This is a genomic window from Serinicoccus sp. CUA-874 (assembly GCF_001942225.1).
Classification (GTDB): domain Bacteria; phylum Actinomycetota; class Actinomycetes; order Actinomycetales; family Dermatophilaceae; genus Ornithinicoccus; species Ornithinicoccus marinus.
The window spans coordinates 43,232-66,750 of record NZ_MKJZ01000004.1 but is presented as its reverse complement, the minus strand read 5'-3'; the positions used below and the strand labels follow the sequence as shown (position 1 = coordinate 66,750).

The following is a 23,519-nucleotide window of genomic DNA, read 5'->3' as shown; positions in this document are numbered from 1 at the left end:
GGGGTCGGCCGGTATGCCGTGGCGCCGCTACTCCCCCTTCGGCACCGTGAACGCGCGCCAGGTCAGCGGGCCGACGACGCCGTCGGCCGGCGGGGCGAACATGGCCTGGAAGTCCCGGACCGCGGCGTCGGTGAGGGGCCCGAAGGCGCCGTCCTCGGCGAGCCCCGGCAGCATCGACTGCACCGCCCGCACGTGGTCACCGGTGTCCCCGAGCCGCGCCGTCCGCGTCAGCCCCGGCCAGTCGAGCTGCCCACACGTCGTGGAGATGAAGGTCGCCCGCTGCGTCTGCTGCCAGGAGCGCATCGCCTCCCCCGTGAACGGGCCGTAGTCACCGTCCACGGCCAGGGAGGCGCCGTGGTCGACGAGCAGGTGCTGCACCGCCCGGACCCGCCAGTTCACCGCCTGGGTGTGGCCGACCTTGGCCATGCCCCACACCTGGCTGCCGGCGCGCATCGTCGAGAGGAACGACCACGTCTCCCGGCCGGCGAGCCCGTCGATGGTCAGCCCCCAGCGCCGCTGGAACTCGGCGACGGCCGCGGCGGTGTCCGGCCCGTACACCCCGTCCACCGCGAGCGCGGGCGCGCCGACCTGCGCCGCGGGGTCGAAGCCCTGCACCCCGCGCACCGCGTCGCCGACCGATCCGGGACCGGTGGGCACCACCAGCTGGACCCAGGTCGAGGTGTCGACGTCACCCGTGGAGGGCAGCCCGTGGTCGGACTGGACGCCCGCGACGGCCGCCGCGGTCAGGGGCCCGAAGAGCCCGTCGACGACGAGGGACGCGCCGCGCTCCCGCAGGAGGAACTGCATACCTCGCACGACGAGCGGGGCCGCGTCCCCCGGGGACAGGTCCCTCCACGGTTCGACGTTCATGATCGCTGCCTCTCCGGCCGGGCACGGTGCGACGGCCTCTGCCGGTCGGAGGATCCTGCCGCCCCCTGGATACCTCGTCGACCCGACCGGTCCTCGGCCGGCAGGAGGGGACCCGCCCGTATGCCGCGTGGTTCACTGGTGGCGACGGCTCCCGCCGGGGGTCGCCCGAGTCAGGAGGCCATGACGTGCTCGCTGCCCTCACCGGAGCCGGCCTGTCGGCTGCGGCGGGGCTGAACGCCTACATCCCGTTCATCCTCGTCGCGCTGATCGCACGCTTCACCGACGTCATCAATCTGCCGCACCAGTACGCCTGGATCGAGTCCAACTGGGCCATCGGCATCGCCGCCGTGCTGCTGCTCTCGGAGGTCGTGCTCGACAAGGTCGCGCTCGTAGACCACATCAACGACGCGGTCGGCACCTTCGTGCGCCCGGCGACCGGTGGCCTCATCTTCGCCGCCACCACGGCGGCCGAGGACTTCGAGCAGGGCTCGTCCTTCATGCAGGACAACCCCTGGGTGGGCGTGCTGCTCGGCATCATCACCGCCGGGATCGTGCACACCGGCAAGGCGGTCAGCCGCCCGGTCGTCAACGCCGGCACGGCGGGCATGGGCACCCCGGTCGTCTCGGCCGCCGAGGACGGTGCGGCGGTCACCCTGTCGCTCGTCGCGATCTTCCTGCCGGTCCTCGTGATCTTCCTGCTCCTGCTGCTCCTGTGGGGCGGGGTCGTGCTGTGGCGGCGCAGCCGCGCCCGCAGGCGTCACCGGGACCAGCTGATGGCGGACGCCGGCTACAGCTGATCGCGCGGGGCCGGGTGCATCTCGTCGTCGAGGGACTGCGGGCGCAGCAGCGCGGCCGTCAGGCCGCAGACAGCGGCGAGCACGACCAGCCCGGCGCCAAGCATGAGCATGACGCCGACGAGGAAGGGCCAGGCCCGCTCGGGGACGGCGTCGCTGCGCGACCAGGCATAGGTCCCGACGAGGGTGCCGAGGAGGGTCGTGATGGCGGCGATGCCGCCCAGGCCGCGGGCCCGTCGACCGTTGACGAACCACCCGGCGGCGACCCCCAGCGCCCCGCCGATGGCGGCGACGACCCCGCACCAGACCATCGACCACGTCGTAGGGTCACCGGCATCGCCCGGCAGCACCTGCGTCGTGGCGTAGACCGCCACCAGGCCGGCGAGCACGCCACCGGCCAGGCCCCCCAGGATCGCCATCCAGTTGAACCGCATGCGTGCCTCTCGTCGTGGAGTCCGAGCCCGTCACGGTACGGGCCGGGGCACAGTCAACCACGGGCTTGCCCGCCCCACCAGGGGCCGCACCGTGCTCAGCGGGAGCGGATGGCCTCGTCGTAGATCGCCCGCGCGGACAGGCCCGTCCGCCCGGCCAAGTCCCGAGTGACGTCCTTGAGCCGCTCCCCGGCGGCGACCCGCTCCCGCACCTCGGGTATGACGTCGGCCGGGTCGGTGGTCGCCGCCGCTCCCCGCGGGCGACCGGCCACGACCACGGTGATCTCGCCCTTGACCCCGTCGGCGGCCCAGGCCGCGAGCTCGGCCAGCGTGCCGCGCCGCACCTCCTCGTAGGTCTTGGTCAGCTCCCGGCAGACGGCGGCGGACCGGTCCTCGCCGAGCACCGTCGCCATGGCGGTCAGGGTCGCGGCGAGCCGGTGCGGCGCCTCGAAGAAGACCATCGTGCGCGGGTCGTCGGCGACCTCGGACAGCACGCGCTCGCGCTCCCCGGCCTTCCTCGGCAGGAAACCCTCGAAGAAGAAGCGATCGACCGGCAGGCCGCTCACCGCGATCGCCATGAGCACCGCCGACGGGCCGGGCACGCAGGTCACCGGGACGTCGGCCGCGACGCACGCCTGGACCAGGCGGTAGCCGGGGTCCGACACCGAGGGCATACCGGCGTCCGTCACGAGCAGCACCCGGTCACCGCCCTCGATCCGCGCGACCAGCTCGGGCGTGCGGGATGCCTCGTTGTGCTCGTGGTAGCTCACGACCTCGCCACCGACCTCGATCCCGAGCCGATCGGTCAGCCGGCGCAGCCGGCGGGTGTCCTCGGCGGCGACGACGCCGGCGCTGGTCAGCTCGTCGAGCAGGCGCGGGCTGGCGTCGCGGGAGTCCCCGATCGGGGTGGCGGCCAGGACCAGCGCCGCGCGGTCCTCAGTCAGCACGCGCACTTCCCCGTTCTGGACAGAGGTTTGCGAGGACGCGCCCCACACACCCGTGTCCATGAGGGTGCGGACGACGCTCAGTCGCCGGCGGAGGCGCCGTAGCCGGCCCGGCGGTAGTCGCCGTTGAGCTGGCCGATGACGTTGAGCGGGATGCCCTTGGGGCAGGCGCGGGTGCACTCGCCCAGGTTGGTGCAGCCGCCGAAGCCCTCGAGGTCGTGCTGGGCCGTCATGGCGACCACCCGGGCGTCGCGCTCGGGCTGGCCCTGCGGCAGCTCGCCGAGGTGGGTGACCTTGGCTCCCATGAAGAGCATGCCGGAGGCGTTGGGGCAGGCCGCGACGCAGGCGCCGCAGCCGATGCACTCGGCGGCCATGAAAGCGCGGTCGGCGTCCTCCTTGGGCACCGGGGTCGCGTGCGCGTCCGGGGCGGAGCCGGTGTTGGCGGAGATGTAGCCGCCGGCCTGGATGATCCGGTCGAAGGAGGTGCGGTCGACGCAGAGGTCCTTGATGACCGGGAAGGCGTCCGCGCGCCAGGCTCGATGACGATCTCGTCGCCGTCGTTGAAGCTGCGCATGTGCAGCTGGCACGTCGTGGTGCGCTCGGGGCCGTGCGCCTCGCCGTTGATGACGACGCCGCACATGCCGCAGATGCCTTCGCGGCAGTCGGAGTCGAAGGCGACCGGTTCCTCGCCGTCGGCGATGAGCCCCTCGTTGAGCAGGTCCAGCATCTCCAGGAAGGAGCTGTCCTCGCTCACCTCGTCGAGCCGGTAGTCCACCATCCGGCCCGTGTCGGCGGGACCCTCCTGGCGCCAGATCTTCAGCGCGATCCTCACTTGTAGCTCCTCTGCTTCAGCTCGATGAAGTTGTAGACGAGGTCCTCCTTGTGCAGCACCGGGGCACCTTCGTCACCACCCCACTCCCAGGCGGCGACGTAGGCGAAGTCGTCGTCGTGGCGCAACGCCTCGCCGTCCTCGGTCTGGCTCTCCACCCGGAAGTGACCCCCGCACGACTCGCGCCGGTGCAGCGCGTCGACGCACATGAGCTCGCCGAGCTCGAGGAAGTCGGCGACCCGGCCCGCCTTCTCCAGGCTCTGGTTGAGCCCCTCGGCGCTACCCAGGACGCGCACGTTGGACCAGAAGTCCTCGCGCAGGGCGCGGATCTCCTCGATCGCCCCCTTGAGCCCCTCCTCCGAGCGCTCCATGCCGCACTGCTCCCACATGATCTTGCCGAGCGCCTTGTGATAGCTGTCGACCGACCGCGTGCCGTCGATGCTCATCAGCCGCTCGATGCGCGAGGTGACCGCCTGCTGCGACTCGACGACGGCGGGGTCATCGTCGTCGATCTTCGGGAACGGGCCCTTGGCGAGGTAGTCACGGATGGTGTTCGGCAGCACGAAGTAGCCGTCGGCCAGACCCTGCATGAGCGCGGACGCACCGAGCCGGTTGGCACCGTGGTCGGAGAAGTTGGCCTCGCCGGTGACGAAGAGCCCCGGGATCGAGGACTCCAGGTCGTAGTCGACCCACAGCCCGCCCATCGTGTAGTGCACGGCCGGGTAGATGCGCATCGGCACCTGGTAGGGGTTCTCTCCGGCGATGCGCTCGTACATGTCGAAGAGGTTGCCGTACTTGGACCGGACGGCGTCCTCACCCATGCGCTCGATGGCGTCGGCGAAGTCGAGGTAGACGCCGCGCCGCACACCGTCGACGGCGGGGCCGACGCCGCGACCCTCGTCGCACATGTTCTTGGCCTGCCGGGAGGCGATGTCGCGGGGCACGAGGTTGCCGAAGCCGGGGTAGATCCGCTCCAGGTAGTAGTCGCGGTCCTCCTCGGGGATCTCGCGCGGGTCCTTGTCGCAGTCCTCGGCGTTCTTCGGCACCCAGATGCGGCCGTCGTTGCGCAACGACTCGCTCATCAGGGTCAGCTTGGACTGATGGTCACCGCTCTGCGGGATGCAGGTCGGGTGGATCTGGGTGTAGCAGGGGTTGGCGAAGTAGGCGCCCTTGCGGTGCGCCCGCCAGCTCGCGGTGACGTTGCAGCCCATCGCGTTGGTGGACAGGAAGAAGACGTTGCCGTAGCCGCCAGAGGCCAGCACGACCGCATCGGCGAGGTGGGTCTCGATCTCGCCGGTGACCATGTCGCGGGCGATGATGCCGCGCGCCTTGCCGTCCACGACCACGAGCTCGAGCATCTCGTGCCGGGCATACATCTCGACGGTGCCGGCCGCGATCTGCCGCTCCAGCGCCTGGTATGCCCCGATGAGCAGCTGCTGGCCCGTCTGGCCGCGGGCGTAGAAGGTGCGGGAGACCTGGACACCGCCGAAGCTGCGGTTGTCGAGCAGACCGCCGTACTCGCGGGCGAACGGCACGCCCTGCGCGACGCACTGGTCGATGATGTCGGTGCTCACCTCGGCGAGGCGGTAGACGTTGGTCTCGCGGGAGCGGTAGTCACCGCCCTTGACCGTGTCGTAGAAGAGGCGGTGGATCGAGTCACCGTCGCCCTTGTAGTTCTTCGCCGCGTTGATGCCGCCCTGCGCCGCGATGGAGTGCGCGCGGCGCGGGCTGTCCTGGTAGCAGAACGACTTGACCTGGTAGCCCGCCTCGCCCAGCGTCGCGCCCGCGCTGGCCCCCGCCAGCCCGGTGCCGACGATGATGACCGAGAGCTTGCGTCGGTTGGCCGGGTTGACCAGGGCCGCCTCGAACTTGCGGTTGGTCCAGGTCTCGGAGATGTCCCCGCCCGGGGCCTTGCTGTCGGCGACCGGGGCACCCTCGCGGTAGAGGCCGTTCACCAGCGACGAGTCCTGGTCGGGCTCGGTCTCGGTCAGCGTGTCGCTCATGCTGCGCTCCTCAATCACGTCAGTCGATGATGCCGAACAGGATGGACAACGGCGGGATGAGGAAGCCGACCACGACCACCGTCGCCACCAGGATCGCCGTGAAGCGGATCTGCTCGGCCCGCTTGAGCGAGGTGTTGAGCCCCAGCGTCATCGCCGCGCCCCAGACGCCGTGCAGCAGGTGCATCCCCAGGAAGAACATCGCGGCGACGTAGATGAGCACCGCCCACCAGACGCTGAAGCTGCTGATGACCCGCTCGGCGGGGCTGGCGTAGGCCCCGTCGATGGTGATCGTCTGGGTGGTGAAGTGCAGGATGTGGAAGACGACGAAGGCCAGCAGCGCCAGCCCGCCCCAGCGCATGGCCTTGGCGTAGAACGTGCCGTAGGAGGTCTTCTTCTTGCCCGCGTAACGGGTGGTGCGCGCGCCCCCGGCGCGGCGCCACAACGTCATGCTCGCCCAGATGTGCAGGAGCACCGAGACGAGCAGCCCGATCCGCGCCACCCAGAGCACGCCCTTCTCCGGGATCATCGGCTCACCGAAGGTCCGCAGGTGGTGGGCGTACTCGTCGAAGGCCTCGGGCCCGACGAGGATCAAGAGGTTGCCGTACATGTGCACCAGCAGGAAACCGACGAAGAGCAGCCCGGTGACCGCGACGACGGTCTTCAGCAGGATGCTCGGCGGGCCCGTGCGGGCCGCTTGCCTGGGAGCAGTTGAGGTGGCCACCCCCTGATCCTAGCGCTCGACCTGCGGCGACTCCCCTCGGCCCTGCACCCCCGGCAGGCACCCGGGACGTCCCGGGTCAGCACCTACGATGACCGGTATGGAGTCACTGCGGGCGCGCCTGCTCGGCCCGGCGCCCGCGACGCTCACCTCGCAACGCCGTGCCGCGGCGCTCGGGATCCTGCTGCTGACCGTCGTCGGCGGGGCGCTGCGCTTCTGGCGACTCGGCTACCCCGACCGGCTCGTCTTCGACGAGACCTACTACGTCAAGCAGGGGTGGTCGCTGATCCGCTTCGGCCACGAGCGGGAGATCAAGAGCGGGCTGGAGGAGCCGGACGCGCTCTGGACGGCGGGCGACCCGGACGTCTTCGGCGACCAGCCCGACCTCATCGTCCACCCGCCCGTCGGCAAGTGGATGATCGGGCTCGGCGAGCTCGTCACCGGGCCCGAGTCGTCCACCGGCTGGCGGCTGTCGGCCGCCACCGTCGGGACGCTGTCGATCGCGCTGCTCGGCGTCGCGGCGTGGCTGCTGTGGCGCAACGCGCTGCTGGCGATCAGCGCCGCGACCCTGCTCGCGGTCGACGGGCACCACTTCGCGTCCTCGCGCATCGGGCTGCTCGACATCTTCCTCATGTGGTGGGTGCTCCTGGCCTTCGTCCTGCTCCTGCTGGACCGGGAGCAGGGGCGCCGTCGGCTCGCCGCGCGCTGGGGGCCGTGGTGGGAGCGCACGCACGGTCCCGGCGTGAGCGTGCCCCGGTCGCCCTGGGCGCGCGCCCGCCGCTGGTGGGGGCCCAGCCTCGGGATCCGGTGGTGGCGCCTGGCCGCGGGGGTATGCCTGGGCCTGGCGATCGGGACCAAGTGGTCCGGGCTCTACTTCCTCGCCGTCTTCGGGCTGATGACCGTCGCCTGGGACCTCGGCGCTCGCCGGGCCGCCGGGGCGCGGGACTGGCGCGCGGGCACGGTGGTGCGCGACGGCATACCCGCCTTCCTGCTCATGGTGCCGACCGCATTGCTCACGTATGTCGCGAGCTGGGCCGGGTGGTTCGCGACCGCCGGGGGGTGGAAGCGGCAGTGGGCGGCCGAGAACCCGGCTCCGTCGGGCAGCCTGGTCGGGCTCGTGCCGGACCCGCTGCGCTCGCTGTGGGCCTACCACCAGGAGCAGTGGAACTTCCACATCGACCTGGCCAACGACCACGCCTGGAAGTCCAACCCGTGGAGCTGGACGGTGCAGTGGCGGCCCACGCTCTTCTACGCCGAGTGGCCGAAGCAGGGCGAGAAGGGGTGCGAGGCCGCCGAGTGCGTGGAGTACATCGCCTCGCTCGGCAACGTCGTGCTCTGGTGGGGCGGCACGGTCGGCCTGCTGGTCGTGGCGTTCTTGTGGCTGCTGGGGCGGGACTGGCGGGCGGGCGCCGCGCTCTCCGGGATCGTCGCCGGCTGGCTGCCGTGGCTCCTCTACCAGACGCGGACCGTCTACAGCTTCTACGCGGTCGCCTTCGTGCCCTGGCTGGTGCTCGTCGTGGTGTGCTGCCTCGGGCTGGTGCTCGGCCGCGCCGACGCCTCACCGGCGCGCCGCCGCTGGGGCGCGGTCGCGGTGATCGGTTACCTGACGCTGGCCGCGGCCTGCTTCGCGTGGTACTGGCCGGTGCACACCGCCATCACGATCCCGCGCGAGGCGTGGAACCTACGCATGTGGTTCGACTTCTGGACCTGAGGGCAGCCAGCGGGGCCGTCACAGGGCGGAACAGTCGCCCGATGGCCCGGTCGTGCGGCGAAAGCGACCCGGTTCCGGCCCCTGAGTGGGCCACTCGACGGGGCTCGGCGGTCGCTTCAGACATCCAGCCCCATCGCCTCGGCCATCTTGAGGTGCGGCGCCCCCTCCTCGGCGCGGCCCGCGCGCTGCAGGGTCCGGGCCAGCACGAGGTGGGCGTAGGCGTCGCTCGGCCATCGCTCGACCATGGCCCGCAGCTCGGTCTCCGCCGGGCCCAGCCGCGCGGAGTGGTAGTAGCTGCGCGCGAGCAGCAGGCGCACCTCCGCGTTGCCCGGGTCCGCCTGCGCCAGCGGCTCGAGCAGGGCAGCGGCCCTCAGGTAGTCCTTGGTCTCGAAGGCGAAGGTCGCCCGGTCGTAGCGCGCGTGGTCGTCGAGCTGCTCGTCCGACGGCAGCGACACCGCGTCATCGCGTCCCTCACCCCGTGGGTCGTCGGCGCCGGTCCCGTCCAGCCCCCGCAGCATGTCCTCGAAGTCGCCCATGCTCCTCCTACGCGCGGAAGCCGTCGAGCATTCCCGGGGTGGCCCGGTCGGCGAGGTCGACCGCGAGCGGCACCGGGATGTTGGGCGCCAACAACTGTTCGTTGCCCGCTGCGGTGGTGGCGGTGAGGTCCGCGAGCCCGAGGCGGCGCTGGAAGAAGCTCTGGTCGAGGGTCCACCCGATGATGCCCGCCCGCTCGAGCACCTCGCGGCTGCGGATGACGGCGCCGGTCTGCACGATCACGTGCCCGTCGGTGAGCCCGTGCCCGAGGTTGCGCCACGCGCTCTCGGCGATCAGCAGGTTGAGGAGGACGACGACGGCCAGCACGGCGAGCGGCCCCCACCAGGGCAGCGCCTCGAAGATCCACACGTCGAGGACGAAGGTCGGTATGCACGCCAGCCCCGCCAGGACGAGGCTGCCCCACTGGCGCCGAACGTGGATCCGGCGCCGGGCCCGGGGCCCGTGCCCGACGAGCGGCATCGTGAGCGGGCCGTCCTCGCCCAGCAGCTGGTGGCCGACGTCCTGGACCACCCGGCGGGGCGCCGGGGGGAGCAGCTTGACGCTGCCGCCCGCACCGACCCCGGTGGCGAGGGCGGCCAGCTCTCCGCCGCGCACGAAGCGCAGCAGGAACTGCTCGGTCATCAGGACGCCGCGGATCTTGCCGCTCTCCAGGGTCTGGCTCCTGGTGGTGAACAGCCCCCGGGTGAGCCGGATCTTGCCGCCGCCCTCCCGGACCAGGCGGAGGTTCCACCACGTGATGACGTAGGAGATCGTCGACACGAGGAGCCAGCTGATCAGCAGGATCGCGAGCGCGCCGAGGACCAGGACGGCGACGGCCTGGGCCACCACCCACTCCCAGGCGCCCTCGGCGACGGCGACCTCGTCGACGGGGATGTCGTCGCCGAACTGGCCGAGCACACCGAGGCACCCGCGACGACGACGAGGCTGGACAGGCTGAACGGCGCATACCGCAGCCAGCTCCAGTCGATCCGGGCCAGCTCCTCCTCCGGGGCGGGCAGGCTGCGCTCGGGCTCGCCCGCCGGCGCGTCCTGCGGCGTCCCGGCCTCCGCGACCTCGTCGTCGGCGAGGTGGGACCGGGCCAGCAGGTCCACCCGCAGCTGCGCGGCCTGCTCGCGCGGCAGCCCGTCGAGGGTGATCTGCGAGGTGTCGACGCCCGTGCCGACCTGCGCCTTGGTCAGCCCGAGGACCCGGCGCAGCAGCGAGGACTCCAGGTCGACGCTGCGGATGCGGTCCAGCGGGGCGGTGACGAGCTTGCGGTTGAGCCACCCGGTGCGCAGCTGCAGCTGCTCGGGGGTGAAGCGGTAGCGGGTGAAGTGCCAGGAGAGCAGGCCGAAGACGACCGCCAGCACAGGGAAGACCAGCGCGATCCAGATCCACGGGCCGCCGCCGCTGAGACCGTCACCACGCATGACCTGGAAGACGACCAGGGCGAGCGGGACGATCATCGACCGCAGCGCCAGCAACGGGTGGACCAGCAGCATCCGGGGGCTGAGCCGGTGCCAGCCGTCGTCCGGACCGGCGTCGGCGGTGCCCACCGGCGGCATACCCGCGACGTCGGGCCGCTCCTCGACCTCCGGCCCGGCGCCGGGGGCGTGCGGCTCGCTCACGTCGCGTCACCCCGGGTCTGCCCGGTGACCCGGGCCAGGTCGGCGGTGACGCGGTCGGCGAGGTCGGTGTCCAGGCACGGAGGGTGATCGGTCCCGCGGCCGAGGCGGTGGTCACGGTGACGTTGGCGAGCCGGAAGAGCCGCATGATCGGCCCCCGCTCGGTGTCGACCGTCTGCACCCGGGACAGCGGCGCGATGCGCTGCTCGCGGGAGAGCCACCCGGTCTGGGAGAACACCCGCTCCCCGGTGACCTCCCAGCGCGTGCGCCGGTAGCGGATCGTGGGCTCGAGGATCAGCTCGAGGACGTTGTAGACCATGATCAGGACGAACAGCGGCCCGAGCCACCGCGCCCAGGAGTCCGGCAGGAACCAGTGGATGGTGAACAGGACGCCCCACGTGAGGACGCTGCCGATGAAGTTCTGCACCACCCAGTAACGCAGCGCACGCGGGCTCACCTGGTGCGCCGGCTCCCGCAGCGCCGGGCCGACGTCGACGTGCTCGGGCTGGACGACGGTCATGCGAGGGTCGCCACGAGGAGGGCCTTGATGGTGTGCAGGCGGTTCTCCGCCTGGTCGAAGACGATGCTGGCCGACGACTCGAAGACCTCATCGGTCACCTCGAGACCGTCCTTCAGCTCCGGATGGGTGTCCATCAGCTCCTGCCCCACTGCGGTGTCGGTGTCGTGGAAGGCCGGCAGGCAGTGCATGAAGCGCGCCGCCGGGTTGCGCGTGGCCGCCATGAGATCGGCATCGACCTGGAAGGGCATCAGCTGCTCGATCCGCTCTCCCCAGGCGTCGGCCGGCTCCCCCATGGAGACCCAGACGTCAGTGTGCACGAAGTCCACGCCGGAGACGGCGGCGAGGGGGTCGTCGGTGATCGTCACCCGCGCACCGGTGGTCCCGGCGACCTCCTGGCACAGGGCGACCACGGAGGGGTCAGGCTGCAGCCCGGCCGGGGCACCGACGCGGACGTCCATGCCGAGCTTGGCGCCCAGCAGCAGCAACGAGTGACCGGTGTTGTTGCGGGCGTCGCCGAGGTAGGCGTAGGAGATCTGCGACCACGGCTTGTCGCAGTGCTCGGCCATGGTGAGGGCGTCGGCGAGCATCTGCGTCGGGTGCCACTCGTCGGTGAGGCCGTTGTAGACCGGCACACCGGCATACCGGACGAGCTGCTCGACGGTCGACTGGGCAGCGCCGCGGTACTGGATCGCGTCGTACAGCCGACCGAGGACGCGGGCGGTGTCCTTGATCGACTCCTTGTGCCCGATCTGGGTGCTCTTGGGGTCGAGGAAGGTGGTGTGGGCGCCCTGGTCGGCGGCGGCCACCTCGAAGGCGCTGCGGGTGCGGGTCGAGGTCTTCTCGAAGATCAGCGCGACCGACCGGCCGACGAGGCGGCGCTCCTCGGTGCCGGCGCGCTTGGCGGCCTTGAGCTCGGCGGCGAGGTCGAGCAGCGACCGGATCTCCTCCGGCGTCTCCTCCACCAGGGACAGCAGGCTGCGCCCCCGCAGGTCCACGGTCATGGTCGGGCTCCTCGCTCGGGTGCGGACGGCCGGGTCTCACCCGCCGGCCGCTGGGCTCCAGCCTAGTCATCGCGCGACCGCCGGCTCTCGTACCCGGGTGGTCGGGCCGGGTGGGTTGGCTGTCCGTGGTCGCTCGACGGCAGGCCGCACAGCACGAGAGCCCGCCGAGTGACTCGGCGGGCTCTCCGGTGGTGGAGCTGAGGGGAATCGAACCCCTGACCTTCTCATTGCGAACGAGACGCGCTACCAACTGCGCCACAGCCCCGTGTGCGTCTCCAGACTATACAGACCCGCAGGTGGCCAGCCCAAACCAGCGACGAGCCGGGCGACCGGGGCGACGGACCGGCAGGCGGGGTGGGTGGGGACCTGGTCGGCCGGCGCCGAGCGCGGGGCTCAGCCGACGCGGTGGATCTGCGGGAGGTCCTCGAACTCCTCCTCCAGCGCCATCTCGGTCCCGTCCGCGGGCAGCTCGGCGGAGCCGGTCGACGGCTGCGGGGCGCCACGGTATGCCTTGGCCTTGAGCGTGTAGGTCGGCGGCGGCACGGGGGCGGGCGTCCACGACCCGGGCGCCGCGACCGTCTCGGCCTCGTCGACCACCGCGGTGACGGCGACCGGCGGGGCCGCGAGGTCGGCCTCGACCTCGTCGATGTCGAAGAGCGCGGGGCGCGCGGGCCGGAGGTCCACGGCCCGACGCGCGGTGCCGGCGGAGGCCGGTGCGACGGGACCGGCCGAGGCGGAGGCCGCCGTGGCGCGGGCCTGGGCGGCGAGCGGGGAGGCGGACGCCTCCGCGGTCACCGTGACCTCCGCCGACGCTTGCGCCTGGTGGCCCGGACGGCGGCTGTCGGCCTGCACCGGTGCGGGCGCACCGGATCGCTGCGGTGCCGTGTCCGGGCGCACCGTCGCACGACGCGGCCGGGCCCGGCGCGAGCGCTGGGCGGCGGCGGAGCGCCGCACGAGCAGGAGCGTCGCGGCCAGCACAGCGACGCCCACGAAGCTCCACCACCAGTCCAGCACGGGGCTGACCCCGAGCGAGACGAGCGCCACCATCACCACGGAGGCGACGATCAGCGCGGTCGCCCGCAGCTGTGCGGCACGCCGGGCGCGCCGCACCGCCGGGGTGGGACCGACGGCAGTGGCGCCGCTCCGGCGCCGGGGCGCCGGTGCGCTCGACGTGGCGCTGGCCGCAGGACGAGCGGCAGCGGGACGGGCCGCTGGGCGCGCCGTCGCGGGAGCAGAGGCCGCAGCGCTCCCGCCGCGCTTGACGACGACGTCCGGTCGGGCCGGGCGCAGCGGGGAGACGGAATAGGCCGCCGGGGCCTGCTCCGCGATGTCGGGGCGCGGGAGCGCCCGACGGCGCTCGAGCACGCGCATGGCCTCGGAGAACCGGTCGACCGACCGCGCGGTCGCGACGTGCTCACGACGGCGGACCCAGTGCTGGACGAGATAGACAGCCCAGACCGCCACGATGACGACGAAGATGAGGCTGCTGACCGGAGGCACGGGACTCACGGTAGGTGCCGCCGCAGCACGAGGCGGTGAGGTCGGCGGAGTGTCGCGGGAGTTTCTCCTGTGACTCGCGGGAACGGCCTCCTCACCCGGCGCGGCCGTGCAGCAGCGCGACCAGGCCACCCGGGGCATACCCGCCCGGCCGCAGGTCCTCGGCGACCACGGCGAAGAGCCGGTGGTCGGCCCACCCTCCGTCGACGTGCATGAGCCCGCGCTGGCGACCCTCCTCCCGGATACGCAGCCGGGTGACCACGGCGAGGGAGGCGGAGTTCTGCGGTCGGATCGCCACCTCGACGCGGTGCAGGCCCACCTCCAGGAGCGCGTGGTCGACCAGCGCCGCGAGCGCCCACGTCGCCACCCCGCGCCCGGTCGCCTGCCGGTCGAGCCAGTAACCGGCCCACCCGGCCTGCCGCGCGCCCCAGAGCACGTCGAAGAGCTGGATCTGGCCGACGATCTCCCCGTCCACGTCGATGACGAAGGGCAGGACCAGCCCGTCCCGCGCGCCGCGGTCCAGGACCCGCCGCAACCGCGGGAAGGCAGGTTCGGCGTCCTCTCGCCCGGCGCGGTCGACTCCCACGGCCGCAGCCAGGCCTCGTTGCGGCGCCGCAAGGACTCCCAGGCGGCCCGGTCGGCCCGCTCCAGCGGCCGCAGGACCAGCGCCCTGCCGTCGGGGAGCTGGTGCCGGACGCTGACGGGCCAGCGCCAGCTCACGCGTCCCTCATCCCTGACTCACCCCGGCACCCGTCATGGCGCCGACGCGGGGCTCACCGGCCCCTCGCCTCGGTGCGGACCCAGTCCCCCGACCGACCCCCGGACTTCGCGACCACCCGCACCCCGCCGATCACCGCCAGCTTGTCCACCGCCTTGACCATGTCGACCAGGGCCAGCGCGGCGACGCTCACGCAGGTCAGCGCCTCCATCTCGATCCCGGTGCGGTCGGCGGTGCGCACCGTCGCGGTGATCTCCACCCCGCCGTCGTCGACCGTCAGGTCCACCTCGACAGCGTGGATCGCGATCGGGTGGCACAGCGGCACGAGGTCCGGCGTGCGCTTGGCCGCCTGGATGCCCGCGATCCGCGCCACCCCGAGGGCGTCGCCCTTGGGCACGGTGCCGTCCCGCAGCGCGGCGACCGCGTCCGCCGACAGGTCGACGCGTCCACGCGCCGTGGCGCTGCGCGCGGTGACCTCCTTGGTGCTGACGTCGACCATGTGGGCCGACCCGTCGGCCCGCAGGTGGGTCAGCCGCGGCTCGTGCCCCATCAGCCGTCCTCGCCCGCCTCGTCACCCTGCCCCTCGGCGTGCAGCCGGGCGTCGATCTCGGCGCGTGGCCGCAGCAGCAGCAGGTCCAGCTCGGACCCGGCGGACACTTCGTTCACCTCCGGCTCCGAGATCGCCAGCGCGTCGGCGACGGCGAGCGGCCCGACGAGGTGCGACCCGGCACCGCCGGCGGGCGAGACGGCATACGCGCCGGTGGGGTCGCGGTCGACCCGCACCCGGGTATACGTCTGCCGGTCCGGCGAGCTGCGCCACCCGGTCGTGGCGAAGCCGCGCGCGAGCCGGGCGCCCTCGCGCCGTCCGGCTCTGCGCTGCAGCGCCGGCCGCACGAAGACCTCGAAGCTCACCAGCGTGCTCACCGGGTTGCCCGGCAGCGTGAAGACGGGCACGTCGCGACGCCCCAGCACCCCGAAGCCCTGCGGCTTGCCGGGCTGCATCGCGACCTCGACGAACTCCATCGACCCCTGGCCGGTGAGCACCTTCTTGACGAGGTCGAACTCGCCCTTGCTCACGCCACCGGTGGTGATGACGAGGTCGGCGTGGTCCAGCATTCGGTGCAGCTGCTTCTTGGTGGCACCCTCGTCGTCGGGCAGGTGCCCGACGTGCACGACGTGGGCCCCCGCGTCGCGCACCAGCGCCTCCAGCATCGGGCCGTTGCTGTCGACGATCTGCCCGGGGCCGACGGGCTCGCCGGCGGGCACGAGCTCGTCACCCGTCGACAGGATCGCCACCCGCACCGGCCCGACGACCTCGACCTCGGTCACCCCCGAGGACAGCAGCGCGGCGATCTCCCCCGCCCCGACCCGGCTCCCCGCGGGCAGGATCAGGTCCCCGGCCCTGACGTCCTCGCCCGCGCGGCGGATGTGCGCCCCCTCGTCGGGGTGGACGCGCAGCTGCGGCTCGTGCGGGTGTCCGTCGGTGTCCTCGACCTTGACGACGGCGTCGGCGCCCTCGGGCAGGGGGGCGCCGGTCATGATCCGCCACACCTGCCCAGGGGCGAGCACGTGCTGCGACTGGTCGCCCGCGGCGACGTCGCCGGCGACGGGCAGCACGACCGGGCTCTCGCTGCTGGCCCCCTCGAGGTCGGCCCGGCGGACGGCATACCCATCCATCGAGGAGTTGTCGAAGCGCGGCAGGTCGACGCGGCTGTGCACGTCGGCGGTGGTCACGAGGCCCTGCGCACGCCGGACCGGCAGCGTGACCGGGGCCACCGGCTCGACCTGAGCCAGCACGGAGTCCAGGTGCTCGTCGACAGAGATCATGGCCCCACCCTAGGAGCATCGGCCACACTGGGGCCGCATGAGCCTGCCGCTCCCGCCCTACCGTCCGACGGGCGACGTCGTCGCCGACAAGGCGCACTGGCGCGCGCTGGTCCGGACCGCGCGCCGCGACCTCGTCGCCGCGTGGTCGCCGGCGGACCGGCCCGCCCTCGCCAGATCGCTCGCCGAGGCGGGTCTCACGCACCTGCGTCGGTATGCCCGTGGCTCGGCCCGCGCGGACCTCGCCGGGATGACCGTGACCGCCTACGAGCCGATGCGCACCGAGCCACCGGTCGACGGGCTGACCGCCGCGCTGCGCGGTGCGGGCGTGCGGGTGCTCGTGCCGATCACCCTCGCGCGACCGCGGCTGGAGTGGGCCGACCTGGCCGACCCCGACCGGCGCCCCTTCGGCGAGGACGTCCTCGCCGAGGTCGACCTGGCCTTCGTCCCCGGGCTCGCGGTCTCCCGCGACGGGGTGCGGCTGGGGCAGGGTGGGGGCTACTACGACACGGTGCTGCCGCGGCTGCGTGAGAGCTCCGCCGGGGCACCCGTGGTCATCGTGCTGCACGACCACGAGGTCGTGCCCCGGGTGCCCGCCGCGGACCACGACGCCGTGGTCGACGCGGTGCTGCGGCCGACCAGCGGCGTGGTGCCGGTCCCGGTGCGCTGACCCGCACCGGCGCTCAGCCGGCCCCGCTCACTCGTCCGCCGGCAGCAGCGTGAGGGTGTCGGTGCCCGCCTCGTCCACGGCGGCCCGGGTGAAAGCCCACGGGTAGGTGCCGCCCTCGACCCACGCCTGCGTCTGGTCGTCGTAGTTGCTGTGGAAGGGATGGCCGGAGGTGCCCGTCTGGTTGACCCAGGTGGAGGCGTCGAGGTCGCCGAGGTCGACGACCATGCGCATCGAGGGTGCCGACGTGACGTCGAAGCTGTCCGTGCTGGCGTCCCAGTTCATCGCGTTGACCATGGAGCTGCTGCCGGACACCGGGAGCGGCCCGCGGTTGACCATCTGCTGCACCAGGCCGGGCACTCCCTCCTCACCGAGGACCTGGTGGCGCAGGTCCGCCCGGTGCAGCTCGCCCCAGCTCCAGTCGTCCGGGTCCTTGGAGACCGTGCGGGTGAGGTCCAGCCGCGCGTCCACCAGGGCCGTGCGCAGCACCTCGTCCCGGGACTCCACGACCCCGGGGGTGCGCTGGTCGTCCCACCAGACACTCTCGGGGGTGGCCATGAGCTCGGCCATGACCTGCATCGAGCGGGAGTTGCCGGTGGCCCCGAGGTCCGGGGGGAGCTCGTCGTCGAAGACCGCCTCGAGGAGGTTGTCGTAGACGGCGTAGAAGTATGCCGCGGCCGCCGTCTGCTCCCCCTCCGCCGGGGCGGTGCCGTCCCAGTCCCGCAGCAGACCCTGCGCCTCGGTGTAGAACCGGCCGTCGAGATCGATCGAGGTGAGGTAGGGGACCACGTCCAGCGCGAAGGTGCTGGTGTCGTCGAGCTGGATGTCGTTCATGTCCGCCGCGGTGAGCGGCCCCTGCTCGAGCCGCTCCTGCAGCAGCTCCAGGATGCGGGTCGAGCGGTAGCCCTTGTCGTACTCGCTGGTGAGGAAGGGGGTCGAGCCACGGACCACGGCCTGGTTCGCGGCCACGACCATGCCGTCCTCGGGGTTGTAGGCCGAGGGCAGGTCCGCGAAGTCGACCCACCCGCTCCAGGCATACTGCTCGTCCCAGCCGGGGGCGGGGAAGTAGCCCGGCGGGGTGCCGTGGGTCGCCGCCCGGCGGACCGGGACCAGCCCGGGCGCCTGGTAGCCGATGTTGCCCTCGGTGTCGGCGTAGAGCAGGTTCTGCGAGGGCACGGCGAAGAGCTCGGCCGCGCCGCGGAAACCCTCCCAGTCGGTGGCAGCGTTGAGCGCGAAGACCGCCTCGGCGGTGCGCGAGGGCTCCAGCCCGGTCCAGCGCAGCGCGACCTCGAAGTCACGGGAGGTCGCGACCCCGTCGATCGGCCCGTTGGCGCCCATGACACCGGTCTCGGCGAGCACGTCGGAGACGATCGGCCCGTGGGAGGTCTCCCGCACCTCCAGCTCCACGTCGTCACCGCCGGCCACCCGGATGGTCTCGGTGCGCACGTCCATCGGCACGTGCTCGTCCTCGCGCAGGACCGTGTCGCCGGCGGTGTCCTCGAGGTAGAAGTCGGTGACGTCGGGGTCGAGGTTGGTGAAGCCCCAGGCGATGGACTGGTTGTGGCCGATGACGACCCCGGGGAAACCGGCGAAGGTGAAGCCTGTGACGTCGAAGGGGCAGGCCTCGTCCACCTCCCGGCAGTGCAGGCCGCTCTGCATCCAGATCCCGGGCTGCGTGATCGCCAGGTGCGGGTCGTTGGCGAGCAGCGGCATACCGCTCTCGGTGTGCTCGCCGGAGACGACCCACGAGTTGGAGCCGATCCCCTCCCCCTCGCCGAGCAGCTCGGGCACCGCCGCCAGCACCGTGCCGGTGTCGGCCAGGGCGTCCCGCGCGTCCGGGCTCCCCCCGGCCAGCCAGTTGCGCGTCATCCCGGAGGTCGGTCCGTCCGGGGCCTGCGGCTCGGTGAGCCCGGCGATGTCGGCCGGGTCCCCCTGACCGGGGACCGGGGCCAGGACCGTGCCGCGGGCGCCACCTCGCGTGTCGCTGACCCCTGGTGCGGGCCGCTCCGGCGGCGACCACTCGCTGCGGTCGAGGATCGGCGGGTGCTCGTCGGCGGGGTAGTCGGGGTAGAGGTTCTCCAGCTGGTCCAGGGAGACCTCGCCGACCAGGCGGCCGCGGGCGAGCTCGTCGTCGTAGTTGCCGCGCAGGTCCCAGGCCATCGCCTTGAGCCAGGCGAGCGAGTCGACCTCGTCCCAGTCGCGCACGGTGTAGCCCGGGGCGCTCTGCGCCAGCGCGACGTACTCCACCCCCATCGCGGAGGGGCCGCTGCGGCTGTCGATGTAGGCGTTGACGCCGGAGGCGTAGGCGGCGAGGTAGGTCCGCGCGTCCGGGGACAGCAGCGAGAGCTCCTGCTCGGCGACGCGGCGCCACCCCAGCGTGCGGATCACCCGGTCCGTCTCCAGGCCGCCCTCGCCCACGAGCTCGGACAGCCGCCCGCTGACGATGTGGCGACGCAGGTCCATCTGGAAGAAGCGGTCCTGGGCGGCGACGAAGCCCTGTGCGCGGAAGAGGTCCTCCGCGGTGTCGGCGTAGATGTGCGGCACGCCCCGCTCGTCCCGGACCACCTCGACGGGACCGGCGAGACCGGGCAGCTCCAGCTCGCCGGAGACCTGCGGGAAGGCGCGCCTCGCGAGGCCCACGCCGATCACGGCCGTGGCCACCGCCACGACCACGAGGATCGCGACCGTGGGCACGGCCACGCGCTGCCACAGAGGTCGGGACACGGGCCCCAGCCTAGGCGACCGTGCGTGAGGACCGTCGGAGGCGACGTAGAATCCGACCTCGTGCCCACGTATTCATACGCCTGCAAGGACTGCGGTCACGCCTTCGACATCCAGCAGGCCTTCACCGACGACGCACTGACGGTATGCCCGGAGTGCGACGGATCGCTGCGCAAGGTCTTCAGCGCGGTCGGCGTCGTCTTCAAGGGCTCGGGCTTCTACCGCACCGACTCCCGCGGATCGCGTTCCTCCGGCGCGGGCGGGTCCGGCACGAGCGAGTCCGGCAAGGGCCAGTCGGGCAAGGGTGAGACGGGGGCGGCCGGGTCCGGCACGAGCGGGGGAAGCACCGGCGACTCCGGCACGAGCGGCTCCGGCGGGGCGAAGGGCTCCTCCGGATCCTCCGGGGGCACGTCGACGTCCGGCGCATCGTCGTCCACATCCTCGGGGTCCTCCGGCGGGTCGTCCACAGCCGCGCGCTGAGCCCTGGTCGGCACGCGCCGGCCTGCCTACGGTCGGTGGGGTGACCCGACGAGCAGCCCGATCCGGCACCTCCTCCCGACGTGAGCTGGCCCGTGTGCTGCGACATCCGGTGCTGCGGCGCTGGCTGGCGGCGGCCCTCGCGGCGATCACGGTGGGCGGCAGCCTGCACCTGGTGCTGACCCGCCCGCAGCCCGACGAGGTCCCGGTGGTCGTCGCCGCCCGGCAGCTCGCCGTCGGCACCACTCTGTCCGCGCGCGACACCGAGCTGCGCCACGTGCCGCCGGACCTGCTGCCCGAGGGGTTCCTCTCCGCCGCCCCTGAGGTCGGCGCCTCCCTCGCGGTGCCGGTGCAGGCCGGGGAGGTGCTGACGACCGCGGACCTGCGCACCAGCGCGCTGCTCGACGGGCTCGAGGGTGAGGTGGCGGTCTGGCTGCCCGTGACCGACGCGGCGGTGGCGACGGCCACGGTCGCCGGCGACCGGATCGACGTCCACTCCCCCGTGGACGGGGATCGGGTGGCCCGGGGTGCGCTCGTGCTACGGCCCGGCACGGGAGAGGAGCCCGGCCTGTGGGTGGCCGTCGACGAGGGCACGGCCGGCGACCTGGCCGCGGCCCGGGGCGCCGACCCGCTCGGCGCTGCGCTGCTCGTGGCGGTCCGCGCGACCGGTGGTTGACGCGTGAGTAACCTCACACTCCCGACTCACCCGAAAGGGTGATCGAGAGCGCGGGTGGCGGTATACACTTCTCGACTGGCCCGAGGGGCGTGTCACGATGTCGGGCCACCCACCACCACCACCACGAGCGATCTGCCCCTGCCCTGCGCTCGCACGAAAGGAGAGGCCATGCTCAGCGGCTTCAAGGACTTCATCATGCGCGGCAACGTGATCGAGCTGGCCGTCGCGGTCGTCATCGGCTCGGCCTTCGCCGCGGTCGTCGACACCATCGTCTCCAGCATCATCACCCCGCTGCTCAACGCGGCGGGCGGCGCCGAGGTCGGCGGTCTCAAGTTCGAGATCATCAACGGTCGCGCCGACACCGCGATGGACTTCGCGGCCATCATCAACGCCCTCATCGTCTTCCTGCTCACCGCGGCCGTCGTGTACTTCGTGCTCGTCGCCCCGATGAACAAGGTGAGCGAGCGCATGAATCGCAACAAGCCGGTCGAGGAGGAGATCGTCACCGACGAGGTGGCCACGCTCCGCGAGATCCGCGACCTGCTGGCCCAGCGCCGCGCGGACGGCTCGCTCTGACCTGAGCAGCCGCGGGCACCTGCTCACCGCGCACCGGGACGCCCCGGCACAGACACGTCGTCCTGTGCGGCGTCCTGCATGTCACTGGGGATGTCCCGACACGGCGTCAGTCCCAGTGCGGCGGGCGCTGCTCGAGGATCCAGTCGTCCCGCGGGTCGAGGCGGCGCGGCACGCGCCCGGCCTCCCGGCCGCGTTCGGGCTGTCCGGGGACGGACCGGCCGTCATGAGAGGCGGGGACCTCGTCGGACTGGTCGGCCGCCGGGTTGGTCGGTGCGGCCACGGCACGCCGGGGGGCGCGACGGCGCTTTTCTCCGCTCGGTCGGCTCACCCAGACCGCCCGCGCAGCGCCTGCAGCACCCGGGCGACCTCGCGGGCGGGGTCCGTGAAGACGTCGGTGGTGCGCACCCGCACCGGCACCCACCCCATCCGGGTCAGCTGGTCGTGCCGCAGGCGCACGTCGTCGCGCCCCGGACTCGGCACCGGGCCGCGCTGCACGTCGCCGTCGACGGCCACGGCATACCGTGCGTCGTCGTCCTCCGACACCACGGCCAGGTCGATCGCGTGCGGTCCGTGGCCCACCCCCTCCTTGACCTGGAGGCCCTCGGCGCGCAGCCGGCGGACGAGCTCGGTCAGCACGGCGGAGCCGTGCCCGTGCTCCTCGCGCCCGGGACCAGGGCGTGCCGCACGATCGCCGCCCCGTGACCTGCACCGGTCGGCCAGTCGGCCACGGGGGTCGCGGTGACGAGGTCGACGCTGCGCCGCGCCGCGGCGAGCACCGACCCGGCGGCCTCCGGGCTGCGCACGGCCTCCGGCGACCCGATCCAGACCACGCGGTCCCGCGTCTGGCCCGCGACCCGGTGCACGGGGAGCACGAGGAAGGCCTGGCTGTGCTGCTCGTCGTCGGACAGCGACGCCGGCCGCTCGTCCTCGCCCATCGCCGCGCGCAGCGCGATCCCGGCGTCCTCGGCGCCCGCCTCGTCGTCGGTCACCAGGAGCAGGCTGTCCGGCCCGGAGCGGGCGTGCCCGAGCACCAGCCGCACGCCGGCCTCGACCCGGGCGCTGACGTGACCGTCCACCACGTGCTCGCGCACGCTGGCCGCCCGCTCCACCCCGGGAAAGGAGTGCACCGGACGCGGCATGAGGGGTGCCAGCGGGGCGACGAGACCCTGGTCGAGCGCCCGGTAGTGCGTGCCGAGGTGACGCACCGGCAGCACCTGTGCGGCGCGCGAGAGCAGCGACGGCTCGTCCATGGGGCCCGGGTCCCCCTCGGCCCGGGGGTCGGCGACGACGGCGAAGTGGCTCGGCCCCGGTCCGCCGCTGTCACCGACGACGAGGACCTGGCGCCCCCGCGCCAGCGCCGGTGCGGTGCGGGCGGTGGTGGTGCGCCCGGCGCGGTCGACGACCACGAGGCCGAGCGTGAGGTCGGGCGGCAGCACCGCCGGGACGGCCAGCTGGCTGGCCAGGAGGACAGGCGCCGCGGCCAGGACCACGTCGGGAGCGCGGCTGATCACGTCACGGGCGTCGACCGCACCGACCTTCGTCTCCTCCAGGGCACGCTGCCAGGCCCCGAGCTGGGAGGCGTGGCCGGACAACGTGCGGCGCAACCGGCGCAGCACGGCGCGACGGGCCCGCAGGGCGTTGCGGTGCAGATGGGCGCGGTCGGCGGCGCGGAAGGAGCGCTCGGCCTCGCGCACGGTGTCCCCGCCGACCTGCTGCGGCACGGCGTCCGAGGTGAGGTGGTCCAGCACCGAGCTGCGGTGCACGAAGCGGACCTCCTGGGACACCCGGTCCGCGGGCACGCCACGCCGGGCGAGGTCGTCGACGAGCTCACCGAGACCGCGCTCGCGCAGCGGCGCGAGCAGCGGGTGCGCCTGTGCTGCCACCGGGGCCCGGTCGGCGCGCGCGTCCAGCCGCACCAGCCGCTCCAGGACCGTGTCCAGGTGAGTGGTCGACAGCTCGTCACCGGCCGAGGTCCCGGTCAACGCCTGCTCCAGCCAGGCCAGGTCCTCCCCGATCGGCGCGTGCGCCGCCAGGGCCTCCTCCCAGCCTTCGGGCGCTGTGGGGCGAGCCGCCTTGCCGGCGACCTCCTCCCACTCCTGCTTCTCGTCGCGCGCCCTGCGCACCCGCTCGGCGAGGTCCGGTGGTGGGGTGCCGGGCCGCAGCTGCTGGCGCACCTGACGGCGCAGCCGGGCCCGGGCGACGGCACCGGGCCGTGGGGCCGCTGCCGTCGAGTCGCGGTCGGCCCCCAGCGCGGCGACCATCTGCTCCAGCGGTGCGTCGTAGATCCCCGGCGAGAAGTGGTCGAGGGTGTCGCTGGCGCGGGAGAGGAGACCGAGCCGATGAGCCCACTGGGTCAGCGTCACCGGCGCCGGCAGGCCTGCGG

The 23,519-nt window shown here is 73.2% G+C and carries 23 protein-coding genes, 1 tRNA gene and 2 pseudogenes; 6 read left to right on the top strand and 20 right to left on the bottom strand.

Annotated elements, in window-relative coordinates:
- Positions 1 to 27 precede the first annotated feature (27 nt).
- Positions 28 to 870, bottom strand: coding sequence for a peptidoglycan-binding domain-containing protein (locus BJF80_RS01940; RefSeq protein ID WP_075811025.1), 843 nt, complete (start codon positions 868 to 870; stop codon positions 28 to 30).
- A gap of 185 nt (positions 871 to 1,055) precedes the next feature.
- Between BJF80_RS01940 and BJF80_RS01935 the strand changes: the two genes are divergently transcribed.
- A complete protein-coding gene (locus tag BJF80_RS01935) occupies positions 1,056 to 1,667 on the top strand; it encodes a DUF4126 domain-containing protein (protein WP_075811024.1) in 612 nt (203 codons plus the stop codon).
- On the opposite strand, the gene BJF80_RS01930 is transcribed toward BJF80_RS01935, so the two are convergent.
- The 5 genes and pseudogenes from BJF80_RS01930 to BJF80_RS01910 form a co-directional block, all read right to left on the bottom strand.
- Positions 1,658 to 2,098, bottom strand: a complete 441-nt coding sequence (locus tag BJF80_RS01930; protein ID WP_075811023.1) for a hypothetical protein — start codon at positions 2,096 to 2,098, stop codon at positions 1,658 to 1,660. The two genes, BJF80_RS01935 and BJF80_RS01930, sit on opposite strands and share 10 nt — an antisense overlap.
- Positions 2,099 to 2,193: 95 nt before the next feature.
- On the bottom strand, positions 2,194 to 3,042 hold the full coding sequence (gene rsmI / locus BJF80_RS01925) for a 16S rRNA (cytidine(1402)-2'-O)-methyltransferase (RefSeq protein ID WP_237767383.1): 849 nt from the start codon (positions 3,040 to 3,042) through the stop codon (positions 2,194 to 2,196).
- Positions 3,043 to 3,119: 77 nt separating this feature from the next.
- Positions 3,120 to 3,871, bottom strand: a pseudogene (locus tag BJF80_RS01920) (succinate dehydrogenase/fumarate reductase iron-sulfur subunit).
- Complete coding sequence (locus BJF80_RS01915) at positions 3,868 to 5,871, bottom strand: fumarate reductase/succinate dehydrogenase flavoprotein subunit (protein ID WP_075811022.1); 2,004 nt, start codon at positions 5,869 to 5,871, stop codon at positions 3,868 to 3,870. Before BJF80_RS01915 ends, BJF80_RS01920 begins: the two are co-directional and overlap by 4 nt.
- A 19-nt stretch (positions 5,872 to 5,890) precedes the next feature.
- The gene (locus BJF80_RS01910) at positions 5,891 to 6,592 is read right to left on the bottom strand and encodes a succinate dehydrogenase cytochrome b subunit (protein ID WP_075811021.1); all 702 of its coding nucleotides are present in this window, start codon (positions 6,590 to 6,592) and stop codon (positions 5,891 to 5,893) included.
- Between the two features lie 97 nt (positions 6,593 to 6,689).
- Between BJF80_RS01910 and BJF80_RS01905 the strand changes: the two genes are divergently transcribed.
- Positions 6,690 to 8,300 (top strand): dolichyl-phosphate-mannose--protein mannosyltransferase, encoded by a 1,611-nt coding sequence (locus tag BJF80_RS01905; protein ID WP_083673397.1) that lies wholly within the window; start codon positions 6,690 to 6,692, stop codon positions 8,298 to 8,300.
- Between the two features lie 116 nt (positions 8,301 to 8,416).
- Here the strand turns inward: BJF80_RS01905 and BJF80_RS01900 are convergent, their stop codons facing one another.
- The 10 genes and pseudogenes from BJF80_RS01900 to BJF80_RS01855 form a co-directional block, all read right to left on the bottom strand.
- Positions 8,417 to 8,836, bottom strand: coding sequence for a tetratricopeptide repeat protein (locus BJF80_RS01900; RefSeq protein WP_237767382.1), 420 nt, complete (start codon positions 8,834 to 8,836; stop codon positions 8,417 to 8,419).
- Between the two features lie 7 nt (positions 8,837 to 8,843).
- Positions 8,844 to 9,752 (bottom strand): PH domain-containing protein, encoded by a 909-nt coding sequence (locus BJF80_RS01895; RefSeq protein ID WP_075811019.1) that lies wholly within the window; start codon positions 9,750 to 9,752, stop codon positions 8,844 to 8,846.
- A 245-nt stretch (positions 9,753 to 9,997) separates the two neighbouring features.
- Positions 9,998 to 10,264: pseudogene (locus BJF80_RS19580) on the bottom strand (PH domain-containing protein); the annotation flags it as partial.
- A complete protein-coding gene (locus BJF80_RS01885; RefSeq protein ID WP_237767381.1) occupies positions 10,254 to 10,979 on the bottom strand; it encodes a PH domain-containing protein in 726 nt (241 codons plus the stop codon). The pseudogene BJF80_RS19580 and the gene BJF80_RS01885, both read right to left, overlap by 11 nt.
- A complete protein-coding gene (gene argF / locus BJF80_RS01880) occupies positions 10,976 to 11,980 on the bottom strand; it encodes an ornithine carbamoyltransferase (RefSeq protein ID WP_075811017.1) in 1,005 nt (334 codons plus the stop codon). The genes BJF80_RS01885 and argF overlap by 4 nt, the downstream gene beginning before the upstream one ends.
- 189 nt (positions 11,981 to 12,169) lie before the next feature.
- Positions 12,170 to 12,245 (bottom strand) — tRNA-Ala (locus BJF80_RS01875).
- A 128-nt stretch (positions 12,246 to 12,373) separates the two neighbouring features.
- Positions 12,374 to 13,480: a SepX/GlpR family protein gene (locus BJF80_RS01870; protein WP_075811016.1), complete on the bottom strand. Its 1,107-nt coding sequence runs from the start codon at positions 13,478 to 13,480 to the stop codon at positions 12,374 to 12,376.
- Between the two features lie 91 nt (positions 13,481 to 13,571).
- Positions 13,572 to 14,063, bottom strand: a complete 492-nt coding sequence (locus tag BJF80_RS01865) for a GNAT family N-acetyltransferase (RefSeq protein ID WP_075811015.1) — start codon at positions 14,061 to 14,063, stop codon at positions 13,572 to 13,574.
- Between the two features lie 187 nt (positions 14,064 to 14,250).
- A complete protein-coding gene (gene moaC, locus BJF80_RS01860; protein WP_022924514.1) occupies positions 14,251 to 14,745 on the bottom strand; it encodes a cyclic pyranopterin monophosphate synthase MoaC in 495 nt (164 codons plus the stop codon).
- On the bottom strand, positions 14,745 to 16,022 hold the full coding sequence (locus tag BJF80_RS01855; RefSeq protein ID WP_075811014.1) for a molybdopterin molybdotransferase MoeA: 1,278 nt from the start codon (positions 16,020 to 16,022) through the stop codon (positions 14,745 to 14,747). Before BJF80_RS01855 ends, moaC begins: the two co-directional genes overlap by 1 nt.
- A 37-nt stretch (positions 16,023 to 16,059) precedes the next feature.
- On the opposite strand from BJF80_RS01855, the gene BJF80_RS01850 reads away from it, so the two are divergent.
- On the top strand, positions 16,060 to 16,689 hold the full coding sequence (locus BJF80_RS01850) for a 5-formyltetrahydrofolate cyclo-ligase (protein WP_075811013.1): 630 nt from the start codon (positions 16,060 to 16,062) through the stop codon (positions 16,687 to 16,689).
- Positions 16,690 to 16,716: 27 nt separating this feature from the next.
- On the opposite strand, the gene BJF80_RS01845 is transcribed toward BJF80_RS01850, so the two are convergent.
- On the bottom strand, positions 16,717 to 19,410 hold the full coding sequence (locus tag BJF80_RS01845; protein WP_075811012.1) for a penicillin acylase family protein: 2,694 nt from the start codon (positions 19,408 to 19,410) through the stop codon (positions 16,717 to 16,719).
- A gap of 60 nt (positions 19,411 to 19,470) precedes the next feature.
- Between BJF80_RS01845 and BJF80_RS01840 the strand changes: the two genes are divergently transcribed.
- The 3 genes from BJF80_RS01840 (at position 19,471) to mscL (ending at position 21,136) form a co-directional block, all read left to right on the top strand.
- Positions 19,471 to 19,887, top strand: a complete 417-nt coding sequence (locus BJF80_RS01840) for an FmdB family zinc ribbon protein (protein ID WP_075811011.1) — start codon at positions 19,471 to 19,473, stop codon at positions 19,885 to 19,887.
- A gap of 40 nt (positions 19,888 to 19,927) precedes the next feature.
- Positions 19,928 to 20,560 (top strand): SAF domain-containing protein, encoded by a 633-nt coding sequence (locus BJF80_RS01835; protein WP_083652720.1) that lies wholly within the window; start codon positions 19,928 to 19,930, stop codon positions 20,558 to 20,560.
- 168 nt (positions 20,561 to 20,728) lie between these two features.
- Complete coding sequence (gene mscL / locus BJF80_RS01830; RefSeq protein ID WP_075811010.1) at positions 20,729 to 21,136, top strand: large conductance mechanosensitive channel protein MscL; 408 nt, start codon at positions 20,729 to 20,731, stop codon at positions 21,134 to 21,136.
- 106 nt (positions 21,137 to 21,242) lie between these two features.
- Here the strand turns inward: mscL and BJF80_RS18670 are convergent, their stop codons facing one another.
- Genes BJF80_RS18670 through BJF80_RS01820 form a run of 3 tightly spaced genes read right to left on the bottom strand, consistent with a single transcriptional unit; the run spans position 21,243 to position 23,499 of the window.
- Positions 21,243 to 21,416, bottom strand: a complete 174-nt coding sequence (locus BJF80_RS18670) for a hypothetical protein (RefSeq protein ID WP_158068374.1) — start codon at positions 21,414 to 21,416, stop codon at positions 21,243 to 21,245.
- A gap of 44 nt (positions 21,417 to 21,460) precedes the next feature.
- Positions 21,461 to 21,772, bottom strand: coding sequence for a PDDEXK-like endonuclease domain-containing protein (locus BJF80_RS01825; RefSeq protein ID WP_075811009.1), 312 nt, complete (start codon positions 21,770 to 21,772; stop codon positions 21,461 to 21,463).
- Positions 21,766 to 23,499 (bottom strand): DEAD/DEAH box helicase family protein, encoded by a 1,734-nt coding sequence (locus BJF80_RS01820; protein ID WP_075811008.1) that lies wholly within the window; start codon positions 23,497 to 23,499, stop codon positions 21,766 to 21,768. The genes BJF80_RS01825 and BJF80_RS01820 overlap by 7 nt, the downstream gene beginning before the upstream one ends.
- Positions 23,500 to 23,519 lie beyond the last annotated feature (20 nt).

Excerpts from the sequence above, each read along its gene's own strand:
- BJF80_RS01930 (WP_075811023.1), bottom strand. The coding sequence starts at position 2,098 with ATGCGGTTCAACTGGATGGCGATCCTGGGGGGCCTGGCCGGTGGCGTG.
- BJF80_RS01915 (WP_075811022.1), bottom strand. The coding sequence starts at position 5,871 with ATGAGCGACACGCTGACCGAGACCGAGCCCGACCAGGACTCGTCGCTG.
- BJF80_RS01900 (WP_237767382.1), bottom strand. The coding sequence starts at position 8,836 with ATGGGCGACTTCGAGGACATGCTGCGGGGGCTGGACGGGACCGGCGCC.
- moaC (WP_022924514.1), bottom strand. The coding sequence starts at position 14,745 with ATGGGGCACGAGCCGCGGCTGACCCACCTGCGGGCCGACGGGTCGGCC.
- argF (WP_075811017.1), bottom strand. The coding sequence starts at position 11,980 with ATGACCGTGGACCTGCGGGGGCGCAGCCTGCTGTCCCTGGTGGAGGAG.
- BJF80_RS01905 (WP_083673397.1), top strand. The coding sequence starts at position 6,690 with ATGGAGTCACTGCGGGCGCGCCTGCTCGGCCCGGCGCCCGCGACGCTC.
- BJF80_RS01940 (WP_075811025.1), bottom strand. The coding sequence starts at position 870 with ATGAACGTCGAACCGTGGAGGGACCTGTCCCCGGGGGACGCGGCCCCG.
- mscL (WP_075811010.1), top strand. The coding sequence starts at position 20,729 with ATGCTCAGCGGCTTCAAGGACTTCATCATGCGCGGCAACGTGATCGAG.
- BJF80_RS01850 (WP_075811013.1), top strand. The coding sequence starts at position 16,060 with ATGAGCCTGCCGCTCCCGCCCTACCGTCCGACGGGCGACGTCGTCGCC.
- BJF80_RS01855 (WP_075811014.1), bottom strand. The coding sequence starts at position 16,022 with ATGATCTCTGTCGACGAGCACCTGGACTCCGTGCTGGCTCAGGTCGAG.
- BJF80_RS01885 (WP_237767381.1), bottom strand. The coding sequence starts at position 10,979 with ATGACCGTCGTCCAGCCCGAGCACGTCGACGTCGGCCCGGCGCTGCGG.